This window comes from Duganella sp. BJB1802 (assembly GCF_013369445.1).
GTDB lineage: Bacteria > Pseudomonadota > Gammaproteobacteria > Burkholderiales > Burkholderiaceae_D > Rugamonas > Rugamonas vulcania_A.
This window is the reverse complement of record NZ_JABWEF010000007.1, coordinates 1-19,180: the sequence shown is the minus strand read 5'-3', so window position 1 is coordinate 19,180 and position 19,180 is coordinate 1. Positions and strand designations below refer to the sequence as shown.

General features: G+C 68.0%; 20 protein-coding genes. 10 read left to right on the top strand and 10 right to left on the bottom strand.

All coding sequences use genetic code 11. The features are described 5' to 3' along the window. Nucleotides 1–13 precede the first annotated feature (13 nt). Genes ccoO through HUX88_RS12695 form a run of 5 tightly spaced genes read left to right on the top strand, consistent with a single transcriptional unit; the run spans nucleotide 14 to nucleotide 3,678 of the window. The gene (ccoO, locus tag HUX88_RS12715) at nucleotides 14–628 is read left to right on the top strand and encodes a cytochrome-c oxidase, cbb3-type subunit II (protein ID WP_117012294.1); all 615 of its coding nucleotides are present in this window, start codon (nucleotides 14–16) and stop codon (nucleotides 626–628) included. A 1-nt stretch (nucleotide 629) separates the two neighbouring features. After that, nucleotides 630–800 carry a cbb3-type cytochrome c oxidase subunit 3 gene (locus HUX88_RS12710; protein ID WP_117012295.1) on the top strand — a complete coding sequence of 57 codons (171 nt, stop codon included), beginning with the start codon at nucleotides 630–632 and terminating at the stop codon, nucleotides 798–800. Beyond that, on the top strand, nucleotides 793–1,746 hold the full coding sequence (ccoP, locus tag HUX88_RS12705) for a cytochrome-c oxidase, cbb3-type subunit III (protein ID WP_117012296.1): 954 nt from the start codon (nucleotides 793–795) through the stop codon (nucleotides 1,744–1,746). Before HUX88_RS12710 ends, ccoP begins: the two co-directional genes overlap by 8 nt. Further along, nucleotides 1,743–3,128 (top strand): cytochrome c oxidase accessory protein CcoG, encoded by a 1,386-nt coding sequence (ccoG, locus tag HUX88_RS12700; RefSeq protein ID WP_117012297.1) that lies wholly within the window; start codon nucleotides 1,743–1,745, stop codon nucleotides 3,126–3,128. The genes ccoP and ccoG overlap by 4 nt, the downstream gene beginning before the upstream one ends. Before the next feature lie 10 nt (nucleotides 3,129–3,138). Beyond that, nucleotides 3,139–3,678, top strand: a complete 540-nt coding sequence (locus tag HUX88_RS12695) for a FixH family protein (protein ID WP_176362015.1) — start codon at nucleotides 3,139–3,141, stop codon at nucleotides 3,676–3,678. Between the two features lie 3 nt (nucleotides 3,679–3,681). Here the strand turns inward: HUX88_RS12695 and fnr are convergent, their stop codons facing one another. Genes fnr through HUX88_RS12680 form a run of 3 tightly spaced genes read right to left on the bottom strand, consistent with a single transcriptional unit; the run spans nucleotide 3,682 to nucleotide 5,208 of the window. After that, nucleotides 3,682–4,440 carry a fumarate/nitrate reduction transcriptional regulator Fnr gene (fnr, locus tag HUX88_RS12690; RefSeq protein WP_176362014.1) on the bottom strand — a complete coding sequence of 253 codons (759 nt, stop codon included), beginning with the start codon at nucleotides 4,438–4,440 and terminating at the stop codon, nucleotides 3,682–3,684. Between the two features lie 46 nt (nucleotides 4,441–4,486). After that, nucleotides 4,487–5,005: an RNA polymerase sigma factor gene (locus HUX88_RS12685; protein WP_176362013.1), complete on the bottom strand. Its 519-nt coding sequence runs from the start codon at nucleotides 5,003–5,005 to the stop codon at nucleotides 4,487–4,489. Continuing rightward, entirely contained in the window at nucleotides 5,002–5,208 is a 207-nt protein-coding gene (locus HUX88_RS12680; protein ID WP_176362153.1) for a DUF2892 domain-containing protein, read from the bottom strand. The genes HUX88_RS12685 and HUX88_RS12680 overlap by 4 nt, the downstream gene beginning before the upstream one ends. A 190-nt stretch (nucleotides 5,209–5,398) precedes the next feature. Between HUX88_RS12680 and HUX88_RS12675 the strand changes: the two genes are divergently transcribed. The 5 genes from HUX88_RS12675 (at nucleotide 5,399) to HUX88_RS12660 (ending at nucleotide 13,041) form a co-directional block, all read left to right on the top strand. Further along, nucleotides 5,399–6,145: an alpha/beta fold hydrolase gene (locus tag HUX88_RS12675; RefSeq protein ID WP_176362012.1), complete on the top strand. Its 747-nt coding sequence runs from the start codon at nucleotides 5,399–5,401 to the stop codon at nucleotides 6,143–6,145. Between the two features lie 91 nt (nucleotides 6,146–6,236). Continuing rightward, the gene (locus HUX88_RS32285) at nucleotides 6,237–8,186 is read left to right on the top strand and encodes a histidine kinase dimerization/phospho-acceptor domain-containing protein (RefSeq protein WP_229219325.1); all 1,950 of its coding nucleotides are present in this window, start codon (nucleotides 6,237–6,239) and stop codon (nucleotides 8,184–8,186) included. Continuing rightward, nucleotides 8,099–9,760 carry a hybrid sensor histidine kinase/response regulator gene (locus HUX88_RS32280; RefSeq protein WP_229219324.1) on the top strand — a complete coding sequence of 554 codons (1,662 nt, stop codon included), beginning with the start codon at nucleotides 8,099–8,101 and terminating at the stop codon, nucleotides 9,758–9,760. The genes HUX88_RS32285 and HUX88_RS32280 overlap by 88 nt, the downstream gene beginning before the upstream one ends. A gap of 143 nt (nucleotides 9,761–9,903) precedes the next feature. Beyond that, nucleotides 9,904–12,273, top strand: a complete 2,370-nt coding sequence (locus HUX88_RS12665) for a catecholate siderophore receptor Fiu (protein ID WP_117012303.1) — start codon at nucleotides 9,904–9,906, stop codon at nucleotides 12,271–12,273. A gap of 87 nt (nucleotides 12,274–12,360) precedes the next feature. Next, on the top strand, nucleotides 12,361–13,041 hold the full coding sequence (locus HUX88_RS12660) for a Fe2+-dependent dioxygenase (RefSeq protein WP_176362011.1): 681 nt from the start codon (nucleotides 12,361–12,363) through the stop codon (nucleotides 13,039–13,041). Here the strand turns inward: HUX88_RS12660 and HUX88_RS12655 are convergent. The 7 genes from HUX88_RS12655 to HUX88_RS12625 all read right to left on the bottom strand — a co-directional run bounded on the left by HUX88_RS12655 (nucleotide 13,038) and on the right by HUX88_RS12625 (nucleotide 19,013). Continuing rightward, complete coding sequence (locus HUX88_RS12655) at nucleotides 13,038–13,673, bottom strand: TMEM175 family protein (protein ID WP_176362010.1); 636 nt, start codon at nucleotides 13,671–13,673, stop codon at nucleotides 13,038–13,040. The two genes, HUX88_RS12660 and HUX88_RS12655, sit on opposite strands and share 4 nt — an antisense overlap. Before the next feature lie 63 nt (nucleotides 13,674–13,736). Continuing rightward, nucleotides 13,737–14,126, bottom strand: coding sequence for a nuclear transport factor 2 family protein (locus tag HUX88_RS12650; protein ID WP_176362009.1), 390 nt, complete (start codon nucleotides 14,124–14,126; stop codon nucleotides 13,737–13,739). A gap of 86 nt (nucleotides 14,127–14,212) precedes the next feature. Then, a complete protein-coding gene (locus HUX88_RS12645; RefSeq protein WP_176362008.1) occupies nucleotides 14,213–15,322 on the bottom strand; it encodes an ABC transporter ATP-binding protein in 1,110 nt (369 codons plus the stop codon). 11 nt (nucleotides 15,323–15,333) lie between these two features. Continuing rightward, a complete protein-coding gene (locus HUX88_RS12640) occupies nucleotides 15,334–16,158 on the bottom strand; it encodes a carbohydrate ABC transporter permease (RefSeq protein WP_176362007.1) in 825 nt (274 codons plus the stop codon). Further along, entirely contained in the window at nucleotides 16,155–17,054 is a 900-nt protein-coding gene (locus HUX88_RS12635) for a carbohydrate ABC transporter permease (protein ID WP_176362006.1), read from the bottom strand. The genes HUX88_RS12640 and HUX88_RS12635 overlap by 4 nt, the downstream gene beginning before the upstream one ends. Further along, nucleotides 17,051–18,280, bottom strand: coding sequence for an extracellular solute-binding protein (locus tag HUX88_RS12630; RefSeq protein WP_176362005.1), 1,230 nt, complete (start codon nucleotides 18,278–18,280; stop codon nucleotides 17,051–17,053). The genes HUX88_RS12635 and HUX88_RS12630 overlap by 4 nt, the downstream gene beginning before the upstream one ends. A 61-nt stretch (nucleotides 18,281–18,341) precedes the next feature. Beyond that, a complete protein-coding gene (locus tag HUX88_RS12625) occupies nucleotides 18,342–19,013 on the bottom strand; it encodes a hypothetical protein (RefSeq protein ID WP_176362004.1) in 672 nt (223 codons plus the stop codon). Between the last annotated feature and the right edge of the window lie 167 nt (nucleotides 19,014–19,180).

The following is a 19,180-nucleotide window of genomic DNA, read 5'->3' as shown; positions in this document are numbered from 1 at the left end:
ATCGGAGCAAAGCATGAAATTTTCACATGACTGGATCGAGAGAAATCCCTGGCTGCTGATCGCGCTGGTGACGCTGGTGGTCAGCGTCGGCGGCGCCGTCGAGATCGTGCCGCTGTTCTTCCAGAAGTCCACCACCGAGCCGGTGGCCGGCTTGAAACCGTACTCGCCGCTGCGCCTGGCCGGCCGCGACATCTATGTGCGCGAAGGCTGCTACAACTGCCACTCGCAGATGGTGCGTCCGTTCCGCGCCGAGACCGAGCGCTACGGCCACTACTCGGTCGCCGGCGAGTTCGTCTACGACCGGCCGTTCCAGTGGGGTTCCAAGCGCACCGGGCCGGACCTGGCGCGCGTGGGCGGCCGCTACAGCGATGAATGGCACCGCACCCACCTGAACAATCCGCGCGACGTGGTGCCGGAATCGAACATGCCGAACTACCCGTGGCTGGCCAAGACCTCGCTGGTGCCGGAATCGATCGTGCCGCACATGAAGGCGCTCCAGCGCCTGGGCGATCCGTACACCGACGCCGAGATCGCCGCCGCGCCGGCCGAGCTCAAGGACAAGACCGAAGAAGACGCCCTGATCGCCTACCTGCAAGGCCTGGGCACATTAATCAAGACGAGGAACTAGCATGGCTATCGATAACCTGTTTGACCGCGCCAGCAGCGTGATGACGGTGATTTCCTTCATCACCTTTGCCGGCATCCTGTGGTGGGCTTTCATCCACAACAAGGAAGCCGATTTCGCCACGGCGGCGCAGCTGCCGTTCGACGACGACGACAAGGAGACTAGCCATGGCTGATTTCACCAACGGCTTCTGGGACCTGTACATCGTGGTGCTGACTCTGCTCGGCATCGCCGGCTGCGGCATCCTGCTGTTCTCGCAATCCCAGATCAAGGGCAAGGCCGGCGAAACCACCGGCCACGTGTGGGACGAGGACTTGAGCGAGCTGAACACGCCGATGCCGCGCTGGTGGATGTGGCTGTTCTACATCACCATCGTGTTCGGCCTGGCCTATCTGTTCCTGTATCCGGGGCTGGGCAGCTACGCCGGCAAGCTGGGCTGGAAATCGTCGGGCCAGTACCAGGCCGAGCTCAAGCAGGCCGAGACCGAATACGGCCCGCTGTTCGCGCAATACCAGAAGCAGGACCTGAAAGCGGTGGCGGCCGATCCCAAGGCCCACGCCATCGGCGAGCGCCTGTTCCTGACCTACTGCGCGCAGTGCCACGGTTCGGACGCGCGCGGCAACAAGGGCTTCCCCAACCTGACCGACAAGGACTGGCTGTTCGGCGGCGCCCCCGAGACCATCAAGGAAACCATCCTGCACGGCCGCACCGGCATGATGCCGCCGATGGGCGCCGCGCTGGGCTCGGACAAGGATGTGGAGAACGTCGCGCACTACGTGCTGAGCCTGTCCGGTTCGACCTCGGATCCGATCAAGGCCTCGTTCGGCAAGGACAAGTTCGGCGCCTGCATGGCTTGCCACAGCGCGGGCGGCACCGGCAACCAGGCCATCGGCGCGCCTAACCTGACCGACAAGATCTGGCTGTTCGGCGGCAGCGCCGAGACCATCATGGAAACCATCCGCAAGGGCCGCACCACCACCATGCCGGCGTTCGAGGACTTCCTCGGCGACGCCAAGGTGCACGTGCTGGCCGCCTACGTGTGGAGCCTGTCGAACGACGTGAACCACGTTGAAACCTCACCGGTCGCGGCGGCGACAGAACCCGCCCCGGCAACAAAATGAACGATCCTGCGCCACAAGTCATCAAGATGTATGCGAAGCGCGAGCAAATCTACCCGCGCGAAACCACGGGCCGCTACGCCCGGCTGCGCTGGCTGTTTGTCTGGCTGACGCAGCTGGCCTTCTACTGCAGCCCATGGATGCAGTGGAACGGCCGCCAGGCCCTGCTGTTCGACCTGGTGGCGCGCAAGTTCTACATCTTCGGACTGGTCTTGTGGCCGCAGGACTTCATCTATCTGGCCGCGCTGCTGATCATCTGCGCCTACCTGCTGTTCCTCGCCACCGCGGTGGCGGGGCGGGTATGGTGCGGCTTCGCCTGTCCGCAAACGGTTTATACCAAAATCTTCCTGTGGATAGAACTGAAGATCGAAGGCCCGCGCAGCGCGCGCATGGCGCTCGACCGGCAACCGCCGTCGGCCGCCAAGTTTGGCAAGAAAACCGCCAAGCACCTGGCCTGGGGCGCGGTCGCGCTGTGGACCGGCTTCACCTTCGTCGGCTACTTCACGCCGATCAAGCTGCTGGGCAACGAGGTGCTGACCTTGAGCTTCGGCCCGTGGGAATGGTTCTGGGTGCTGTTCTACAGCCTGGCCACCTACGGCAACGCCGGCTGGCTGCGCGAGCAGGTGTGCAAATACATGTGCCCGTATGCCCGCTTCCAGAGCTCGATGTTCGACCGCGACACCCTGATCATCACCTACGACAGCGAACGCGGCGAACCGCGCGCGCCGTTGTCGAAACGCGAGGAACTCAAGGGCGGCTCGTGCATCGACTGCAGCCTGTGCGTGCAGGTCTGCCCGACCGGCATCGACATCCGCAATGGCTTGCAATACGAATGCATCGGCTGCGCCGCCTGCGTCGACGCCTGCAACGGCGTGATGGACAAGATCGGCGAGCCGCGCGGCCTGATCCGCTACAGCACCGAGCGCGCGCTGCTGATGCACTACACGCCGACCGAGATCCGCCAGCGCACGCTGCGCCCGCGGGTCAAGATCTACTCCGGCATCCTGGGCCTGATCGTGATCGCGGTGGTCACCGCGCTGTCGCTGCGCACGCCGCTCAAGCTGGACGTGATCCGCGACCGCGGCGCCATGGGGCGCGAGGTCGAGGAGGGCATGATCGAGAACGTCTACCGCCTGCAGATCATGAACACCTCGGAGCAGGCCCACACCTACCGCATCCGCGTCAGCGGCATCGACACGCTGACGCAGGTGACGCCGGACCAGGTGCGGGTGGAAGGCACCGAGACCAAGGCCTATCCGATCCGCCTGCGCAGCGCGCACGGCGCCGGCAAGCCGGGCTCGAACAAGATAGAGATCGAACTGACCGCAGTCGACCAGCCGTCGCTGCATGTGGAAGAACACGCGGTATTCTTCGTGCCGCGCTAAGGGGAAGCATATGACCGTATCGATGATGACGCCGCCCGCCACGCCGTGGTGGAAACAACGCTGGCCGTGGCTGCTGATGCTGGGCCCGGCCGTGGTGGTGGTGGCCGCCAGCTACACCGGCTGGCTGGCCTACTCGCGCCAGGACGCGCTGGTGGTGGGCGACTACTACAAGCAGGGCAAGGCCATCAACCAGGACTTGCGGCGCGACCGCCTGGCCGCGTCGATGGGCTTGTCGGTGGAGGTGGGCTACGACGCCACCCAGGGCGCGCTGACCGGCCAGCTGCGCCGCACCGCCAGCGACCAGGGCAAGACCGAGCGCCTGTTCGTGCACCTGTCGCACGCGACCTTGCCGGAAAAGGATATCCAACTGGTGGTGCAGCCGGACGAGTTCGGCGCCTTCCAGATCAACCTGCCGATGCTGGAACGCAGCCGCTGGGTGGTGCTGGTGGAGGGCGAGCGGCGCGACTGGCGCCTGGCCGGCACCTGGAGCTGGCCGGCGCAGCGCTCGGTGACCTTGCACGCCGACCTGCCGCAACCGGCGGACAATTAATTCTCAACTACAGGTCTGCGTGCCCGCCGTGATGGCCTTGAGCCGTATCGGCTCGAGCAACTCGATTTCGCGGTTGCTCACGCGCAGCAGACCTTCCTTCTTGAACTTGGACAGCAGGCGGCTGATGCTCTCGATGGTCAGCCCCAGGTAGTTGCCGATCTCCTCGCGCGACATGCGCAGCTGGAACACATGCGGCGAATAGCCGCGCGCCTCGTAGCGCGACGACAGGTTGACCAGGAAGGCGGCGAACCGCTGGGTCGCCTGCATATTCCCCAACAACAGCATCACGCTTTGCTCGCGGGTGATTTCCTGGCTCATCATGCGGTGGAAATGACGCAACAGTGTCGGCATGTCGGCCAGCAGCTGCTGCAGGCTGCCAAACGGGATCTCGCACACCTCGCTGTCTTCCAGCGCCACGCCGGTGCAATGGTGCTGGTCGGCGCTGATGGCGTCCATGCCCAGCAGCTCGCCGGCCATCTGGAAGCCGGTGATCTGCTCCACGCCCTCGCGGTTGACCTGGTAGGTCTTGAAATGGCCGAGCCGGATCGCATACAGGCTCTGGAAGGAATCTCCGATGCGGAACAGCGGGGCGCCGCGCGGCACCTTGCGGCGGCGGCCGATGATCTGGTCCAGCCGGTCCATATCGTTGTTGTCCAAACCCATCGGCAAGCACAGCTGGTGCATGCTGCACGACGCGCAACTGGCCTTGAGGGTGTCAAGGGTGGCGCTCGGCAGCACCAACTCGGGAAGTTCTCGTATCATGGCCCCAGTGTAGACCATTTGTCGCTAATCGGGGCTGATGCCGCAGTTAGCCGATCAGGTATTCGCGCGCCATGGTGCGCGCCCGGTGCAGCCGGCTCTTGACGGCGGCGCTGCTGTCGCCCACCTCGGCGGCGATCTCGGCGATGGACATTTCGGCGAAATCGCGCAACAACACCACTTGCAGATAATCGGCCGGCAGCGATTCCAGCGCGTTGACCAGTTCCAGCCGCAGGCCGGCCGTGTCCCGGTTGGCCAGCCACTGGTCGGCGCGCTCGTCGTCCCACGGATCGTGGCCCAGCGCGGCGCGGCCGAGCCGGCGGCAGGCGCGCTTGACCACCTGGAACATCCAGCCGGAAAACGCCGCCAGCGCGCGCACCGACGACAGCCGCCGCGACAGCACCAGCAAGGCTTCCTGCACCGCGTCGTCGACGTCGGCCACCAGGCAGTTGCGCTGGGCGTAGCGGCGGATGTCGGGCTGGCACAGCCGCAGCAGCTGCGCCAGCGCGGCCGGATCGCCACGGTGGGCGGCGTCCAGCACGGGCAGGTGTTGTGTTGCAAGACTCATGATTTCCTGTCGAGACGGCGGCCGACCAGCGCGCACATCGGGCAAAAGCCGAACAGCCCGGACGCCACGATCCCCGCCGCCGAGGCCGCCAGCACCAGCCCCCACGCGCCGCCCAGCAGGGCGATGCCGGCCCAGGCCGCGATCGCGCCGGCCACCACGCGCAGCGCGCGTTCCCAGTTCGGTACGTTTTTCACATAAAACATCATGCACTCCTAATTGTCGCAGAGGAAGTCCCTCGGCAGCTAAGAGGCGCGGCGGCGCCGTTTGGATTCGCGGGATATCACAAAATATTTTAGATTTTTATCTTGCACACGATTAAATTGCGAGCTATAGTTCAACTCATCAAGTAGCACACTATTTGATAGCCAACTACTCAACCACAAGGACAACATCATGAAACGCACTCTGATCGCTACCGCACTGCTGGCCTCCGCACTGGGCGCCCAAGCCGCCACCCCTGCCGCCGACACCACCGTCGTGCTGGTCCACGGCGCCTTCGCCGACGGTTCCAGCTGGAACCAGGTGATTCCGCTGCTGCGCGCCAAGGGCTACAAGGTCGTGGCCGTGCAAAATCCGCTGAGCTCGCTGGCCGACGACGTCGCCTCCACCCAGCGCGTGATCGATGCGCAGAGCGGCAAGGTGGTGCTGGTGGGCCACTCGTGGGGCGGCACCGTGATCACCCAGGCCGGCACCAGCGACAAGGTGAAGGCGCTGGTCTACGTGGCCGCGTTCGCACCGTCCGAGGGCGAGGCCACCGCCGACCTGGGCAAGGACTACGCCGTGCCGCCCGGCATCGCCACGCTGCAGGCCGACGCCGGCGGCTACCTGTGGCTGCCTGCCGACTCGGTCGCCAAAAACTTCGCGCCGGACGTGCCGCCGGCCACCGCCGCCCTGATCGCCGCCACCCAGGGCCCGATCAGCGCCAAGGCCTTCGCCGACACCACCAGCGTGGCCGCGTGGAAGACCAAGCCCAACTACTACATCGCCGCCGCCGACGACCGCATGATCGCGCCGGCGCTGCAGCAGGCCTTCGCCAAGAAGATCAACGCCACCACCGTCACGCTGAAAACCAGCCACGTGCCGATGGTGTCGCAGCCGGCCAAGGTGGCCGAGGTGATCATCGCCGCCGCCCAGCGTTAATCCTATTGCCAAGGCGGGGCTTTGATAGGAGAATTTGCTGTCAGTTTTGCATTCTTCCTATCGCAGCCCCGACCCCGCCCACAAGGACGAAATGAAGTCACCCGGCATCAAGGCAAAAGTTGCGCTGGCCACCAGCATCACCTCGGTCCTGATGATCGCGCTGGTGACCGTGCTGCAGACCCACCGCATGCGGGAGGACTACACCAAGGTCCTGTTCACCCAGCAGACCGCCCTGATCAACCGCGCGGCCGAGGAGCTGGACGACAAGCTGACCATGCTGCTCGACATCATCGCGCTGTCGGCGCGCAACCAGCCGCCCGCGCTGGCCGGCTCCAGCGCGCAATTGCGCGCCTACTACCAGGACCGCGCGGTGCTGTCCCTGTTCGACGACCTGCTGGTGCTGAGCCCGCAAGGCACCATCGTCGCCGACCTGCCGCAGCAGGCGGGCCGGGTCGGCATCGAGGCCGCCGACCGCGAATACTTCAAGACCGTGATGCGTACCCGCCAGCCGATGATCACCGAGCCGCTGATCGGCCGCGGCAGCGGCCAGCCCATCGTACAGATCGTGGCGCCGGTGCTGGACGCCAGGGGCGAGGTGGCCTGCGTGCTGGTCGGCGTGCTGCGGCTGTACAAGGACAACCTGCTGGGCCACCTGCGCAAGGCCAAGGTCGGCCGCACCGGCTACTACTTCGCGCTCACCCGCGGGCCGGCGCCGGTGTACGTGCTGCACCCCGAACAGGGCCGCCTGCTGCAGCCGCGCCTGCCCAACGCCAACGCCGCCACCACGCGCGCGCTGGAGCACGACTTCGAGGGCACGGTCGACAGCATCAACGGCGCCGGCGAGCGCACCCTCAACAGCTACAAGGCGCTCAAGGCGGTCAACTGGGTGGTGGCCAGCTCGCTGCCGGCCGAGGAGGCGTTCGAGCCCTTCACCGGCGTGCTGTACCGGCTGATGCTGTGGGGCGGCCTGGCCTCGCTGCTGGCGGCCGCGCTGATCGGCTGGCTGACCTCGCGCCTGCTGGCGCCGCTGGTGCGGCTGCGCGATGCCATCGTCGCCCTGCGCGACCAGCCCAGCCGCTACACGCCGCTGCCGGCCCACGCGCAGGACGAGGTGGGCCAGCTGACCACCGCCTTCAACGAGCTGATGCATGAACGGCTGGCGGCCGACGCCCGCCTGCAAAGCCTGCTGGAATTCGCGCCCAACGCCATCGTGGTGGTCGGCGTCGACGGCCGCATCGAGACCTTCAACCGCGAGAGCGAACGCTGCTTCGGCTACCCGCGCGACGCGGTGCTGGGCCAGCCGCTGGAGCTGCTGGTGCCCGAGCGCCTGCGCGGCCAGCACGCGGGCCACCGCGCGCGCTTCTTCACCGACCGCCTGAGCGCCGAGCCGGTACGCATGGGGCGCGGCACGGTGCTGTTCGGCCTGCGCCGCGACGGCAGCGAGTTCCCACTCGAGATCAACCTGAGCGCGGTACGCACCGACCAGGGCACCAAGGTGCTGGCGGTGATCTCCGACATCACCGAGCGCCACCGCCTGCAGCTGGAGGTGGAGGCGCGCGCGGCCGAGCTGGAGCGCGAGCGCGACCGCGCCGAGGCCGCCAACCGCGCCAAGAGCGAGTTCGTGGCCAACATGAGCCACGAGATCCGCACGCCGATGAACGCGGTGCTGGGCATGGTCTACCTGCTCGGCAACACGCCGCTGACGCCGCAGCAGCGCAAGTACCTGAGCATGGTGCGGGTGTCGGGCCAGTCGCTGCTGGGCATCCTCAACGACGTGCTGGACTTCTCCAAGATCGAGGCGCGCCACATGGAGCTGTCGCCGGTGGAGTTCACGCTGGACGACACCATGAACTCGCTGGCCACGCTGATGACCATGAACGCCGGCGACAAGGAACTGGAGCTGGCCATCAGCGTCGACCCGGCGGTGCCGCGCCACCTGGGCGCGGCGACGCCATGCGCCTGCAGCAGATCCTGGTCAACCTGGCCGGCAACGCCATCAAGTTCACCGAGCAGGGCGAGGTGGTGGTGGAAGTCGAGCTGAGCGCGCGCGACGCCGGCCACGCGCTGCTGCGCTTCGAGGTGCGCGACACCGGCATGGGCATGACCGCCGACCAGCTGGCGCAGCTGTTCCAGGCCTTCTCGCAGGGCGACCAGAGCATCACGCGGCGCTTCGGCGGCACCGGCCTGGGGCTGGCCATCACCAAGCGGCTGATCGAGCTGATGGGCGGACAGATCGCCGTCCACAGCGCGCCCGGCCAGGGCAGCCGCTTCTGGTTCAGCCTGCCGTTCGACGTGCTGCCCGAGCTGCCGGACGAACGCCGCAAGCCGGCGCTGGGCAATCTGCGCCTGCTGGTGGCGGACGACAACCGCACCAGCCGCGAGGTGATCGCCAAGCTGATCCGCGCATGGGGCTGGCAGGCCGACGAGGTCGACTCCGGCGCGGCCGCGCTGCAGCGCTACCGTCAGAGCCAGCAGGCGCGCCAGGTGTACGACGTGGTGCTGGCCGACTGGCACATGCCCGGCATGGACGGGCTGGCCACGGCCAAGGGCATCCGCGAGGCGGCGGCCGGCGCCAGGCAGCCGATCGTGGTGATGGTCAACGCCTTCGCCCGCGACCACGCCGAGGAAATCTCCAACGCGCCGGAGGCCGACGTGGTGCTGGTCAAGCCGATCACCAGCTCCAACCTGTTCGACGCGCTGCACCAGGCGCTGGTGGCCAAGAGCGACGGCCAGCCGCAGCCGGTGGCCGATCCCGGCATCGCCGGCAGCCTGAGCGGGCACCACTTCCTGCTGGTGGAGGACAACACGCTCAACCAGATGGTGGCGCGCGGCATCCTGGAGCACGCCGGCGCCACGCTGGACGTGGTGGGCGACGGCCGCCAGGCGGTCGACCTGCTGCGCACCAGCGCCAGCCGCTACGACCTGGTGCTGATGGACATGCAGATGCCGGTGATGGACGGTTTCACCGCCACCCGCGTGCTGCGCCAGCAGCTGGGCCTGACGCTGCCCATCATCGCCATGACGGCCGGCGTGCTCGGCTCCGAGCGGCTGCGCAGCCAGGAGGCCGGCATCACCGATTTCATTCCCAAGCCGATCGAGGTGGACGAGATGCTGGCGGTGCTGCAGCGCCACCTGCCGTCCGGGGCGCCCGCGCAGGACGAGCTGCTGGCCGCCATGGCCGCCGCCGCGCAGCCGGCGCCGGCTGCGGCTGCGCCAACCCCGCCCGCCCCGGCAGCGGCGCCATCGCCGCCCGCCGACGTCACCGCCTTCAACATGGACAGCCTGATGCGGGTGATGGGCAAGGACGCCAAGGGCCGCGCCGTGATGGTCAAGATGGTGCGCGACCTGGTCGACATCGGCATGGAGCCGGCCGACCAGGCCGGCCAGGCGCTGCGGGAAGGCCGGCTGCGCGACGCCGCCCGCCAGTTCCACAGCCTGCGCGGCGCGGTCGGCGTGCTGGGCGCCAAGCGCCTGATCCAGGCCACCGTCGAGGCCGAAACCGCCATCAACGACCAGCGCGACGAGCTGCTGGACGCGCGCTACCAGGCCGTGCGCGCCGAGCTGGAACAGACGCTGGCGCTGGCCCGCGACTGGCTGGCCGGTCAGGCCTCCTGACCCCCATTTTCATATAACGGAACGCTATTGATAATAATTCGCATTTACATAAGTTAACTTCATTGTTACAATTCTCCGTCACGATCCGGCAGCCAGACGCGCGCAGCGCAGCCCGCCGCTTACATTCTCGGAGAAAGTTGCAAATGATTAAGAGTCGCAAACACGCGCAGTCGCGCTTCAACCAACAGATGAGCGCGGCGTTGGCCGTGATGCTGCTGCCGGTGGCCGCCCACGCGGCCGACACCGGCGCCGACCCGGTCATCGTGGCCGGCAGCAACCAGACGCTGCAGGAAGTCAAGGTCCGCGGCGAAGCCATCAACGACTTCAAGGCCGAGAAGGCCTCGTCCGCCAAGTACACCGAGAAGCTGGTCGACACCGCCCAGACGCTGACCGTCATCAAGAAGGAACTGATCGAGCAGCAGGGCGCCGTCACGCTGACCGAGGCGCTGCGCAACACCCCCGGCGTGGGCGCCTTCTTCCTGGGCGAGAACGGCAGCACCAACACCGGCGACGCCGTCTACATGCGCGGCTTCGACGCCTCCGGCAGCATCTACGTGGACGGCGTGCGCGACGTCGGCTCGATCTCGCGCGACACCTTCAACATCGAACAGATCGACGTGCTCAAGGGCCCGGCCGGCACCGACAACGGCCGCAGCTCGCCCACCGGCTCGATCAACCTGGTCAGCAAGAAGCCGCTGATGGAGGACGCCTACCAGGGCGCCGTCACCGCCGGCAGCGGCCGGCAAAAGCGCGTCACCGCCGACCTGAACAAGATCATCAACGCCGACACCGGCACCGCCTTCCGCCTCAACCTGCTCGACCAGGACAGCGGCAACCCGGCGCGCGACGTGGTCAAGAACAAGCGCTGGGCCATCGCGCCGTCGGTCGCCTTCGGCCTGAACGGCCCGACCCGGGTCTACCTGAACTACCTGCACGTCGACCAGGACAACATCCCCGACGGCGGCGTGCTGACCATCGGCCTGCCGGGCTGGACCCCGCCGGCGCCGGTGGTGCTGAAGGCGGCCACCGCCACCACGCCGGCCGTGCTGGGCCCGAGCTTCGCCTTCATGGCGGGCGCCGCGGCGGTCGATCCGAAGAACTTCTACGGCTCGGTGCTGGACTTCGACCGCGTCAAGGCCGACATGCTGACCGTGCGCGTCGAACACGACTTCGCCGGCGGCGCCAGGCTGCAAAGCACCACCCGCTACGGCCGCACCAAGCAGGACTACCTGCTGACCTCCTTCATGTCGACCGGCGCCAACCTGCGCAACGTCGTGGCCGGTTCGAATCCGGACAGCTGGATGATCGCGCGCACCAACCTGACCTACAAGGACCAGCTCAACGAGATCGTCACCAACCAGACCACCGTCACCGCCGACTTCGACGGCGGCGCGCTCAAGCACACCGTGGTGGCGGGCCTGGAACTGGTCAACGAGAAGCAGACCAACTACACCAACGTCAACGCGCCGGGCGCGACCGGCCTGCCGCTGGTGAGCATCTACCATCCGGACAGCAGCCAGCCGGTGACGCCGGCCCAGGTCAGCCTGGTGCGCAACGGCGCGCGCGGCGACGGCACCACCACCACCGAGAGCGTGTACGTGTTCGACACCGCCAAGCTGGGCGACAAGTGGATCTTCAACGCCGGCGTGCGTCTGGACCACTACAACACCACCTACAACGGCGTGACCGTGCAGGCGGCGGCCACGCCGCAGACCATCCCGGTCGGCACGCTGCTGGCGAACTCGCTGACGGCCTCGGACAACCTGCTCAACGGCAAACTGTCGGCGCTGTACAAGCCGACCGCCGACAGCAGCGTCTACGCCCTGGTGGCGACGTCGAAAGCGCCGCCCGGCGGCACCAACTTCACGCTGAGCTCGGCCGCCAACAGCTCGGCCAACCCGAACTACGATCCGCAAATCACCACCAACTACGAGCTGGGCACCAAGTGGGACCTGCTCAAGCAGAAGCTGTCGCTGTCGGCCACGGCCTACCGCACCGACGTGCGCAACGAGATCGAGGCCGACCCGAACAACGCCGCCAACTTCTACCAGACCGGCAAGAAGCGCGTGCAGGGCATCGAGCTGGGCGTGACCGGCGAGATCCTGCGCAACTGGCTGGTCAGCGCCGGCTACACCCGCATGTCGACCCAGGTGGTGTCGGGCAAGGTGGTGACCGCCGCCGGCGACAACCTGCTGAGCTACACGCCCAAGCAGGCGTTCACGCTGTGGACCTCGTACACGCTGCCGATGGGCCTGCAACTCGGCGGCGGCGCCCGCTTCAGCGACAAGCTGGCGCGCGGCACCGACGGCGCGGTCGGCACCCCGGCCTACGCCGATTCGTACTGGGTGTACGACGCCATGGCCTCGTATCCGATCAACAAGCACGTCGACCTGCGCCTGAACGTCTACAACCTGGCCGACAAGCAGTACGTGCAGGCGATCAACAAGTCGGGCTACCGCTACACGCCGGGCGCGCCGCGCTCGGCCAGCCTGACCGCCAACTTCAAGTTCTAAGCGCCAGCCATGCTGTGACGGTTCGTCTGAAAAGACGAACGCCCCGCCCACACCGGCGGGGCTTTTTTTTATTCAAGGAGAGTTACGATGATGCTGCACATCCCCGGCGTACTGAGCCGCGAACAAGTGGCCGCCATGCGGCGCCGGCTGGACCAGAGCGACTGGGTCGACGGCCGCACCACGGTCGGCGCCCAGGGCGCGCAGGTCAAGCAGAACCGGCAGCTGGCCGAGGGCTCGCCGCTGGCGCAGGAGCTGGGCGCGGAAGTGCTGGCGGCCTTGGCGGCCAGTCCGCTGTTCTTCGCCGCCGCGCTGCCGCTGCGCACCTGTCCGCCGCTGTTCAACAGCTACGCCGGCGGCGAGCACTACGGCTCCCACGTCGACGGCGCGCTGCGCCGCGTGGCGGCCAGCGGGCAATGGCTGCGCACCGACGTGTCGTCGACGCTGTTCCTCAGCGACCCCGAGGACTACGACGGCGGCGAGCTGATCGTCACCGACGCCTACGGCGAGCACGAGGTCAAGCTGCCCGCCGGCGACCTGATCGTCTACCCGTCGACCAGCATCCACCGGGTGCAGCCGGTCACGCGCGGGGCGCGGGTCTGTTCCTTCTTCTGGACCCAGAGCATGGTGCGCGACGACATGCGCCGCTGCATGCTGCTCGAGCTGGACCAGAACATCCAGAGCCTGCGCGCGCGCCTGGGCGACTGCGAGGAACTGGTCAACCTGACCGGCCACTACCACAACCTGCTGCGGCAGTGGAGCGAGGTCTAGGCCAAGCTCATGCGGCGCTCGACGCGCGCGCCCAGCGGGCGCAGGACGGCCATCAGCGCGAACACATAGTTGGCCTTGCCCGGCACGACATGGCTGATGAGCAGCGCCAGCGCCGCGATCAGCATCACGCCGCAGCCGCGCACCAGGGTGGCGCGGTAGGTGCCAGCCGACATCGGATGGGCGCACAGGCCGGGGTGGCGGTGGATGTGACGCGCCACCAGCAGCGTGGACACGCTCAGCCAGATCATCACGCCGGAATAAATCGCCTGCCCCGTGCTGGAGACGAACTGGCTGTTGACGGCGGACGCGAACGGCAGCAGCGAGGCGCCGGACAGGCTGAGGATGGTCAGCCACAACAGGCGCGCATCGGCGTGCCGCACGTAGCTGTACAGGCGGTGGTTGGCGATCCAGAAGATGGCCAGCACGAAAAAGCTGATCAGCCACGAGATCAGGTTGGGCACCAGCGCCGCCAGCGCCTCGCGCAGCGCGGCCTCGCTGGCCAGGTGCGCGTGCTCGGGCAGGCGCAGGTCGATCACCAGCAAGGTCATGGCGACGGCGAAGATGCCGTCCACCAGGGCTTCGATACGGTGCTTGCTCAGCTGCGGCTGGCCATCCTGGCTCAGGTCGGTCATCGGGGATCCTGTTGTGAATGAGACAGCCGCCATTCTTGCCGCACGCTGCGGAAATTGCAACATTCAGCGCGCGACCAGGCGGGTCGCGTGGTAGCGGTCGATGCGCCAGGCGCCGCCCTCGCGCTTGAGGACCGCCGTCTCCAGGAAACCGTAGGGGGTTTGCGCGCCGTCGGTGGCGATCCACACCGCATCGTTGCGCGCCGTGGTCCAGGCCACGTCGCCCTGCACCCGGGTGCGGAAATCGTACAGGCTGGCCCGCTGCCGGCCCAGCGCGGCGCTGCCCGTCAGCAGCGCCAACAAGGCGGCCCGCTCCAGGATGCGGTCCTGCTCGATCATGACGAACTCCGCCGTCAAGCCGGCCTCGACCGCGCCCCAATCGTGCTGCTCCAGCGCGCGGTGCCAGTCGCTCAGGGCCGCCTCGGCGGCGAGGGTGTCGGACTGCGTGGCTTGCATGGACGCTCCTCTCTGTATAGGGCCATGCCTGGCCCCGATGCCGAAAAGCTTAGCATGCGGCGCCCACCAGCGGTGCGCCGGCCTGCTTAGCGGCTCACCACCCTGCGCAGCGCCAGGCCATCGTCGCGGAAGGCGTGCAGCGCGGCGGCCGGCAGCGCGAACGCCACCGTCGCCCCCGCCCGCAGGCTGTCGTCCTGCGTCTTGGCGACCAGCAGCGGCTGGTCGTCGGCCCAGCGCAGATGCACATAGCTGTGCTCGCCCAGCGCCTCGATGTGGACGATCTGCGCCTGCCACGCGCCCTGTCCCAGCACCACGTGCTCGGGCCGGATGCCCAGCGTCAACGCGGCGCCCGGCGCCAGGCCGGCGCCATCGACCGCGGCGTCGCAGGCGCGGCCCCGCAGCGTGGCGACGATGCCCTGCGGCGTCGCGGCAGACAGGCTGGCGTCCAGGAAGTTCATGGCCGGCGTGCCGATGAAGCGGGCCGCGAACAGGTTGGCCGGATGGTGATACAGCTCCAGCGGCGTGCCGATCTGCGCCACATTGGACTGGCCCGGCGCCTCGGCGGCCGGCCGCAGCAGCACGATCTTGTCGGCCAGCGTCATCGCCTCCACCTGGTCGTGGGTCACATAGATCATGCTGGCCGAATTCAGGTCGCGGTGCAGGCGCGCGATCTCCAGCCGGGTCTGGGCCCGCAGCGCGGCGTCCAGGTTGGACAGCGGCTCGTCGAACAGGAACACCTTGGGCTTCTTGACGATGGCGCGGCCGATCGCCACCCGCTGGCGCTGGCCGCCGGACAGCGCTGCCGGCTTGCGCGCCAGCAGCGCGTCCAGCTGCAGGATGCGCGACGCCTCCGCCACGCGGCGTCCGATCTCCGCCTTGTCCAGCCGCTGGCGGGTCAGGCCGAACGCCATGTTGTCGTACACCGTCATGTGCGGGTACAGCGCGTAGCTCTGGAACACCATGGCGATCTGGCGCTGCGCCGGCGGCACATCGTTGATGGTCAGGCCGTCGATGGTCACGGTGCCGGCGCTGACCGGCTCCAGTCCCGCGATCAGCCGCAGCAGGCTCGACTTGCCGCAGCCGGACGGACCGATGAACACGCAGAACTCGCCCGCCGCGATGTCCAGGTTGATGTCGTTGAGGACGTGCTGGCCGTTGTAGGCCAGCGCGATATGGTGGAGGCTAACTTGCGTCATGGGGTTCCGTTTTACTTGATGCCGCTGGACTGGTCGTTGATGTTCAGGAAGTGCCGGTTGAGCACGATGTACATGATCAGGATGGGCAGGATGGAGATCACCGAGCCGGCCATGATCAGGTTCCAGGACGACGCCTTGGCGTACTGCTTGGCCACCGCGTTCAAGCCCTGCGTCAGCAGGTACCGGTCGACGCTGGAGATGAACAGCAGCGGCTTCATGAACTCGTTCCAGATGCCCATGAAGACGAAGATGGCCTGGGTCGCCAGCGCCGGCTTGGCCATCGGCAGCACGATGCGGAAGAAGCGGTGGAACGGCCCCGAGCCGTCCAGCGTGGCCGCCTCCTCGATCTCGACCGGGAAATTGATGAAGAACTGGCGCATCATGAAGATGTAGGCGATCGACACGGCCGAGGTCAGGATCACCGACAGATGCGTGTCCACCAGGCCCATGCGCGCGACGATCATATAGGCCGGGATCATGGTCACCTGGCTGGGCACCATCACCAGCAGCATCAGCGTCTGGAACAGCAGGCCGCGGCCGCGGAAGCGCATGCGCGCCAGCGCGTAGCCGGCCATGGTGTTGAACAGCACGTTGAGCACGGTGACCGCCAGCGCCACCGTGAACGAGTTCCACAGCCACTGGTAGAACGGGCCATGCAGGATGGTCTCGTAGGCCGCCAGCGTCGGCGCCTGCGGCCAGACATGCTCGGCGCCGGCGATCTCGCGGGTGCTCTTGAGCGAGGTCAGCACGGCCCAGGCGAACGGCGCCAGCGTCAGCAGGCTGTAGCCGGCCAGCACCGCGTACAGCGCGCCGGCGGAATAGGAACGGCGGCTCATCGGTTGGCTCCGTCCGGTCGCACAAAGCGGTTCAGGATCAGCGTGGCGCAGAAGATGATCGCGGTCAGCACCACCGCCAGCGCGCACGCCAGGCCCATGGTGTTGTAGTTCTTGAAGGCGAAGTGGTAGATCAGCAGCGTGAAGGTCAGCGTGGCGTTCTCCGGCCCGCCCTCGCCGCCGGACAGGATGAAGGCCTGGTCGAACACCTGGAAGCAGCCGATCAGCCCCATCGTCAGCACATAGCAGGTGACCGGCGTCAGCTGCGGCACGCTGATCTCCCAGTGGCGGCTGAACGGGCCGGCGCCGTCCAGCAGCGCGGCCTCGTACAGCGCGGCCGGGATCTCCTGCAGGCCGGCCAGGAACACCACCATGTAGCCGGGGATGGTGGAGAACACGTTCATCAGCATGATGATGCCCAGCGCCCACCTGGGGTCGCCCAGGAAATTGACGCTGTGGCCGAAGTGCTGCTGCAGGAACTGCACCACCAGGCCGTTGTTATTGAACAGCCACATGAAGATCATGGTCATTGCCGCCGACGAGGTCAGCGTCGGCAGGAACAGCAGCGTGACGAAGCTGCGCTTGAAACGGATCCTGCCGTTGAGGGCGCAGGCCAGCGCCATCGCGATCGCCGTCTGCAGCGGCACCACCACCGCCACGTACACCATGGTGTTGTGGCAGGCGGCCCAGAACTTGTCGTCCTCGACCAGGTAGGCCAGGTTGCGCAGGCCGACGAAGCTGTGGCGTCCCGACACCAGGTCCATCTTCTGCACCGAGACAAACAAGGCATAGGCGATCGGCGCCAGCGTGAACAGGCCGATCACCAGCAGCGCCGGCAGCAGGAAGGCATAGGCGCCGATGCTGGCGCCGCGCGGGATTTTGGGCAGGGTGGACATCATCGCTGGCGCTCGATTTCACGGTTGGAGACGGTTTCGGCCTTCTCCAGCGCCTGCTGCAGCGACTTGTTGCCGTTGAAGGCGGCCAGGAACTGGTTGCCGAAATTGGTGTTGAGCACCGGCAGCTCGATGCCGCGCGACCACACCGTCGCATAGGCCGCGCCGGCCACGTGCGCCGCCAGCGCCGGCGCGGCGCGCACCTGCATGGCCGCCTCCACGCTGCGCCGGGTCGGCAGCGTGCCCGAGGCGCCGGCCCACAGGCGCATGCCCGGTCCGGTCATGTAGCGCGCGAAGCGCAGGCCGGCCGCCTTGTTCCTGGCGCCGCGCGGCACCGCGTAGCCGACCACGAAGGCCATGGTCTGCCGGCGCTGGTTCACGGTCGGCATCTCGCGCGTGATGAAGGGCACGTCGCCGTAGTCGTGCCTGAGCGCCGGCTGTACCCAGTTCCCCTCCATCATCATCGCGGCGCGGCGCGTGCCGAAGGCGGCGCCCGGCCAGTCGGCGCCCAGGTCGTCCTTGGGCGAGTACAGGTACTTCAGCACATGGCCGGTGACCAGCTGGTTCAGGTAGGCGTAGGCGACCGCGTTGCCGGTGAAGTGGGCGTGGCCGTCGGCGCCGATCAGCGGCTGGCCCGACGTTTCCAGCGCCGCCAGATGGCGCGCCAGGTCCTTCTCGATGATCATGGCCGCCACGCCGCGCGGCAGGCGCGCCTGCAGGGCCTGGGCAAAGCGCATCAAGCCGTTGAAGTCGCGCGGCACCTCGTCCGGACGGTGGCCGGCCTGCTTCAGCAGCTGCGGGTTCAGGTACAGCGCCAGCGTCGAATAATCCTTGGGCAGGCCGTACAGCTTGCCGTCGCGGCCGCGGAAGGCTTGCAGGAACTGCGGATAGAAATCGGCCTGGTCGGCCGCGTCCAGTTCCAGCGGCTCCAGCACGCCGCTTTCGATCAGCACCGGCGCCTCGGACGCGTCCAGGTAAAACACGTCGGGCGGGTTGTTGGCGGCGAAGCGCGACTTCAGCACGTCCTGGTACTTGTCCTCGATCACCTGCTTGCGCACGGCGACGCCGGTGCTGGCGGTGAAGGCGGCGGCGGCCAGGTCGAAGGCCGCCACCTCGGCGGGCGACGAGCCCCAGACGGCCACCGTGACCGCCTCGGCGGCCCGTCCCGGCGCCGCCAGCGCCAGCGCGGCGCACAGCGCGGCCGCGCGCAGGCGGCCTGGTAGATCGTTCATTGCTTGGTCTCCTGATACTGCGGTGGCCGTGATCGGCGCATGATGGTGGACGGCATGGCGGCTACGCGGACATTGTACCGGCGGCCAGCGGCGGCCGGACCGCCAGGTAGACCGTGCTCCACAGCTGCGCCGCGTTCGATTCGTCGGCGGTGGCCGCGCCCGGCCCGAACGCCTGCATGCGGTAGGCGCCGTCCGCCCAGGTCCAGGACCACAGCTCGGAATTGCTCTGCGCCTGGGTCGGCAGGATGACGGCCCACAGCGCCTGCTGCGCCCCGGCCAGCAGGGCGCGCGTGCGGTCCGGCAGGTCGCCGCGCGCCAGTTGCCGCGCCAGGCCCGCCGCCAGCAGCGCCTGCTGCCACGACCACACCACGGCGCCATGGTAGCGGTCCGGCCCGAACAGCGGCCGCAGCGCGGCGTCGGTGTAGGCGCCGTTGGCCACCACCATGCCGACCCCGGTCATCAGTCCGGCCGGGAAGGGCCGCATGACGGCCGCCAGTTCGCGCTCGATCAGCTCGGCCGGCGGCTGCTGCAACATCAGCGCGAAGCCCAGGTCGGAATGCAGCACCGGCACCGGCCGGCCCTGGGCGTCGAGCGCGATGGCGTTGAACGCCAGCTCGCCGGCGGGCAGGCTGGCCAGGGCCGGCGCGGCGTCCACGCCCAGCTCGGCGGCGCAGGCGCGCACGCCGGCGCGCGCCGCCCCGGCGTCCAGCCGCACCGTGAAGTGGGCCGGCACCTGGTCCTCCCACAGCCGCGCCAGCGCGGCCGCCGTCGCGTCGTCCGCCAGATAGGGCGCCAGCAGGCCGCTGGCGTGCAGCGCGGCGAGGGGGCGCCCCCCCCGCCCCCCCCCCCCGCGACGGCGGCGCGCTGTGGATGTACGAGCCGATCAAGCGCCACCTGATC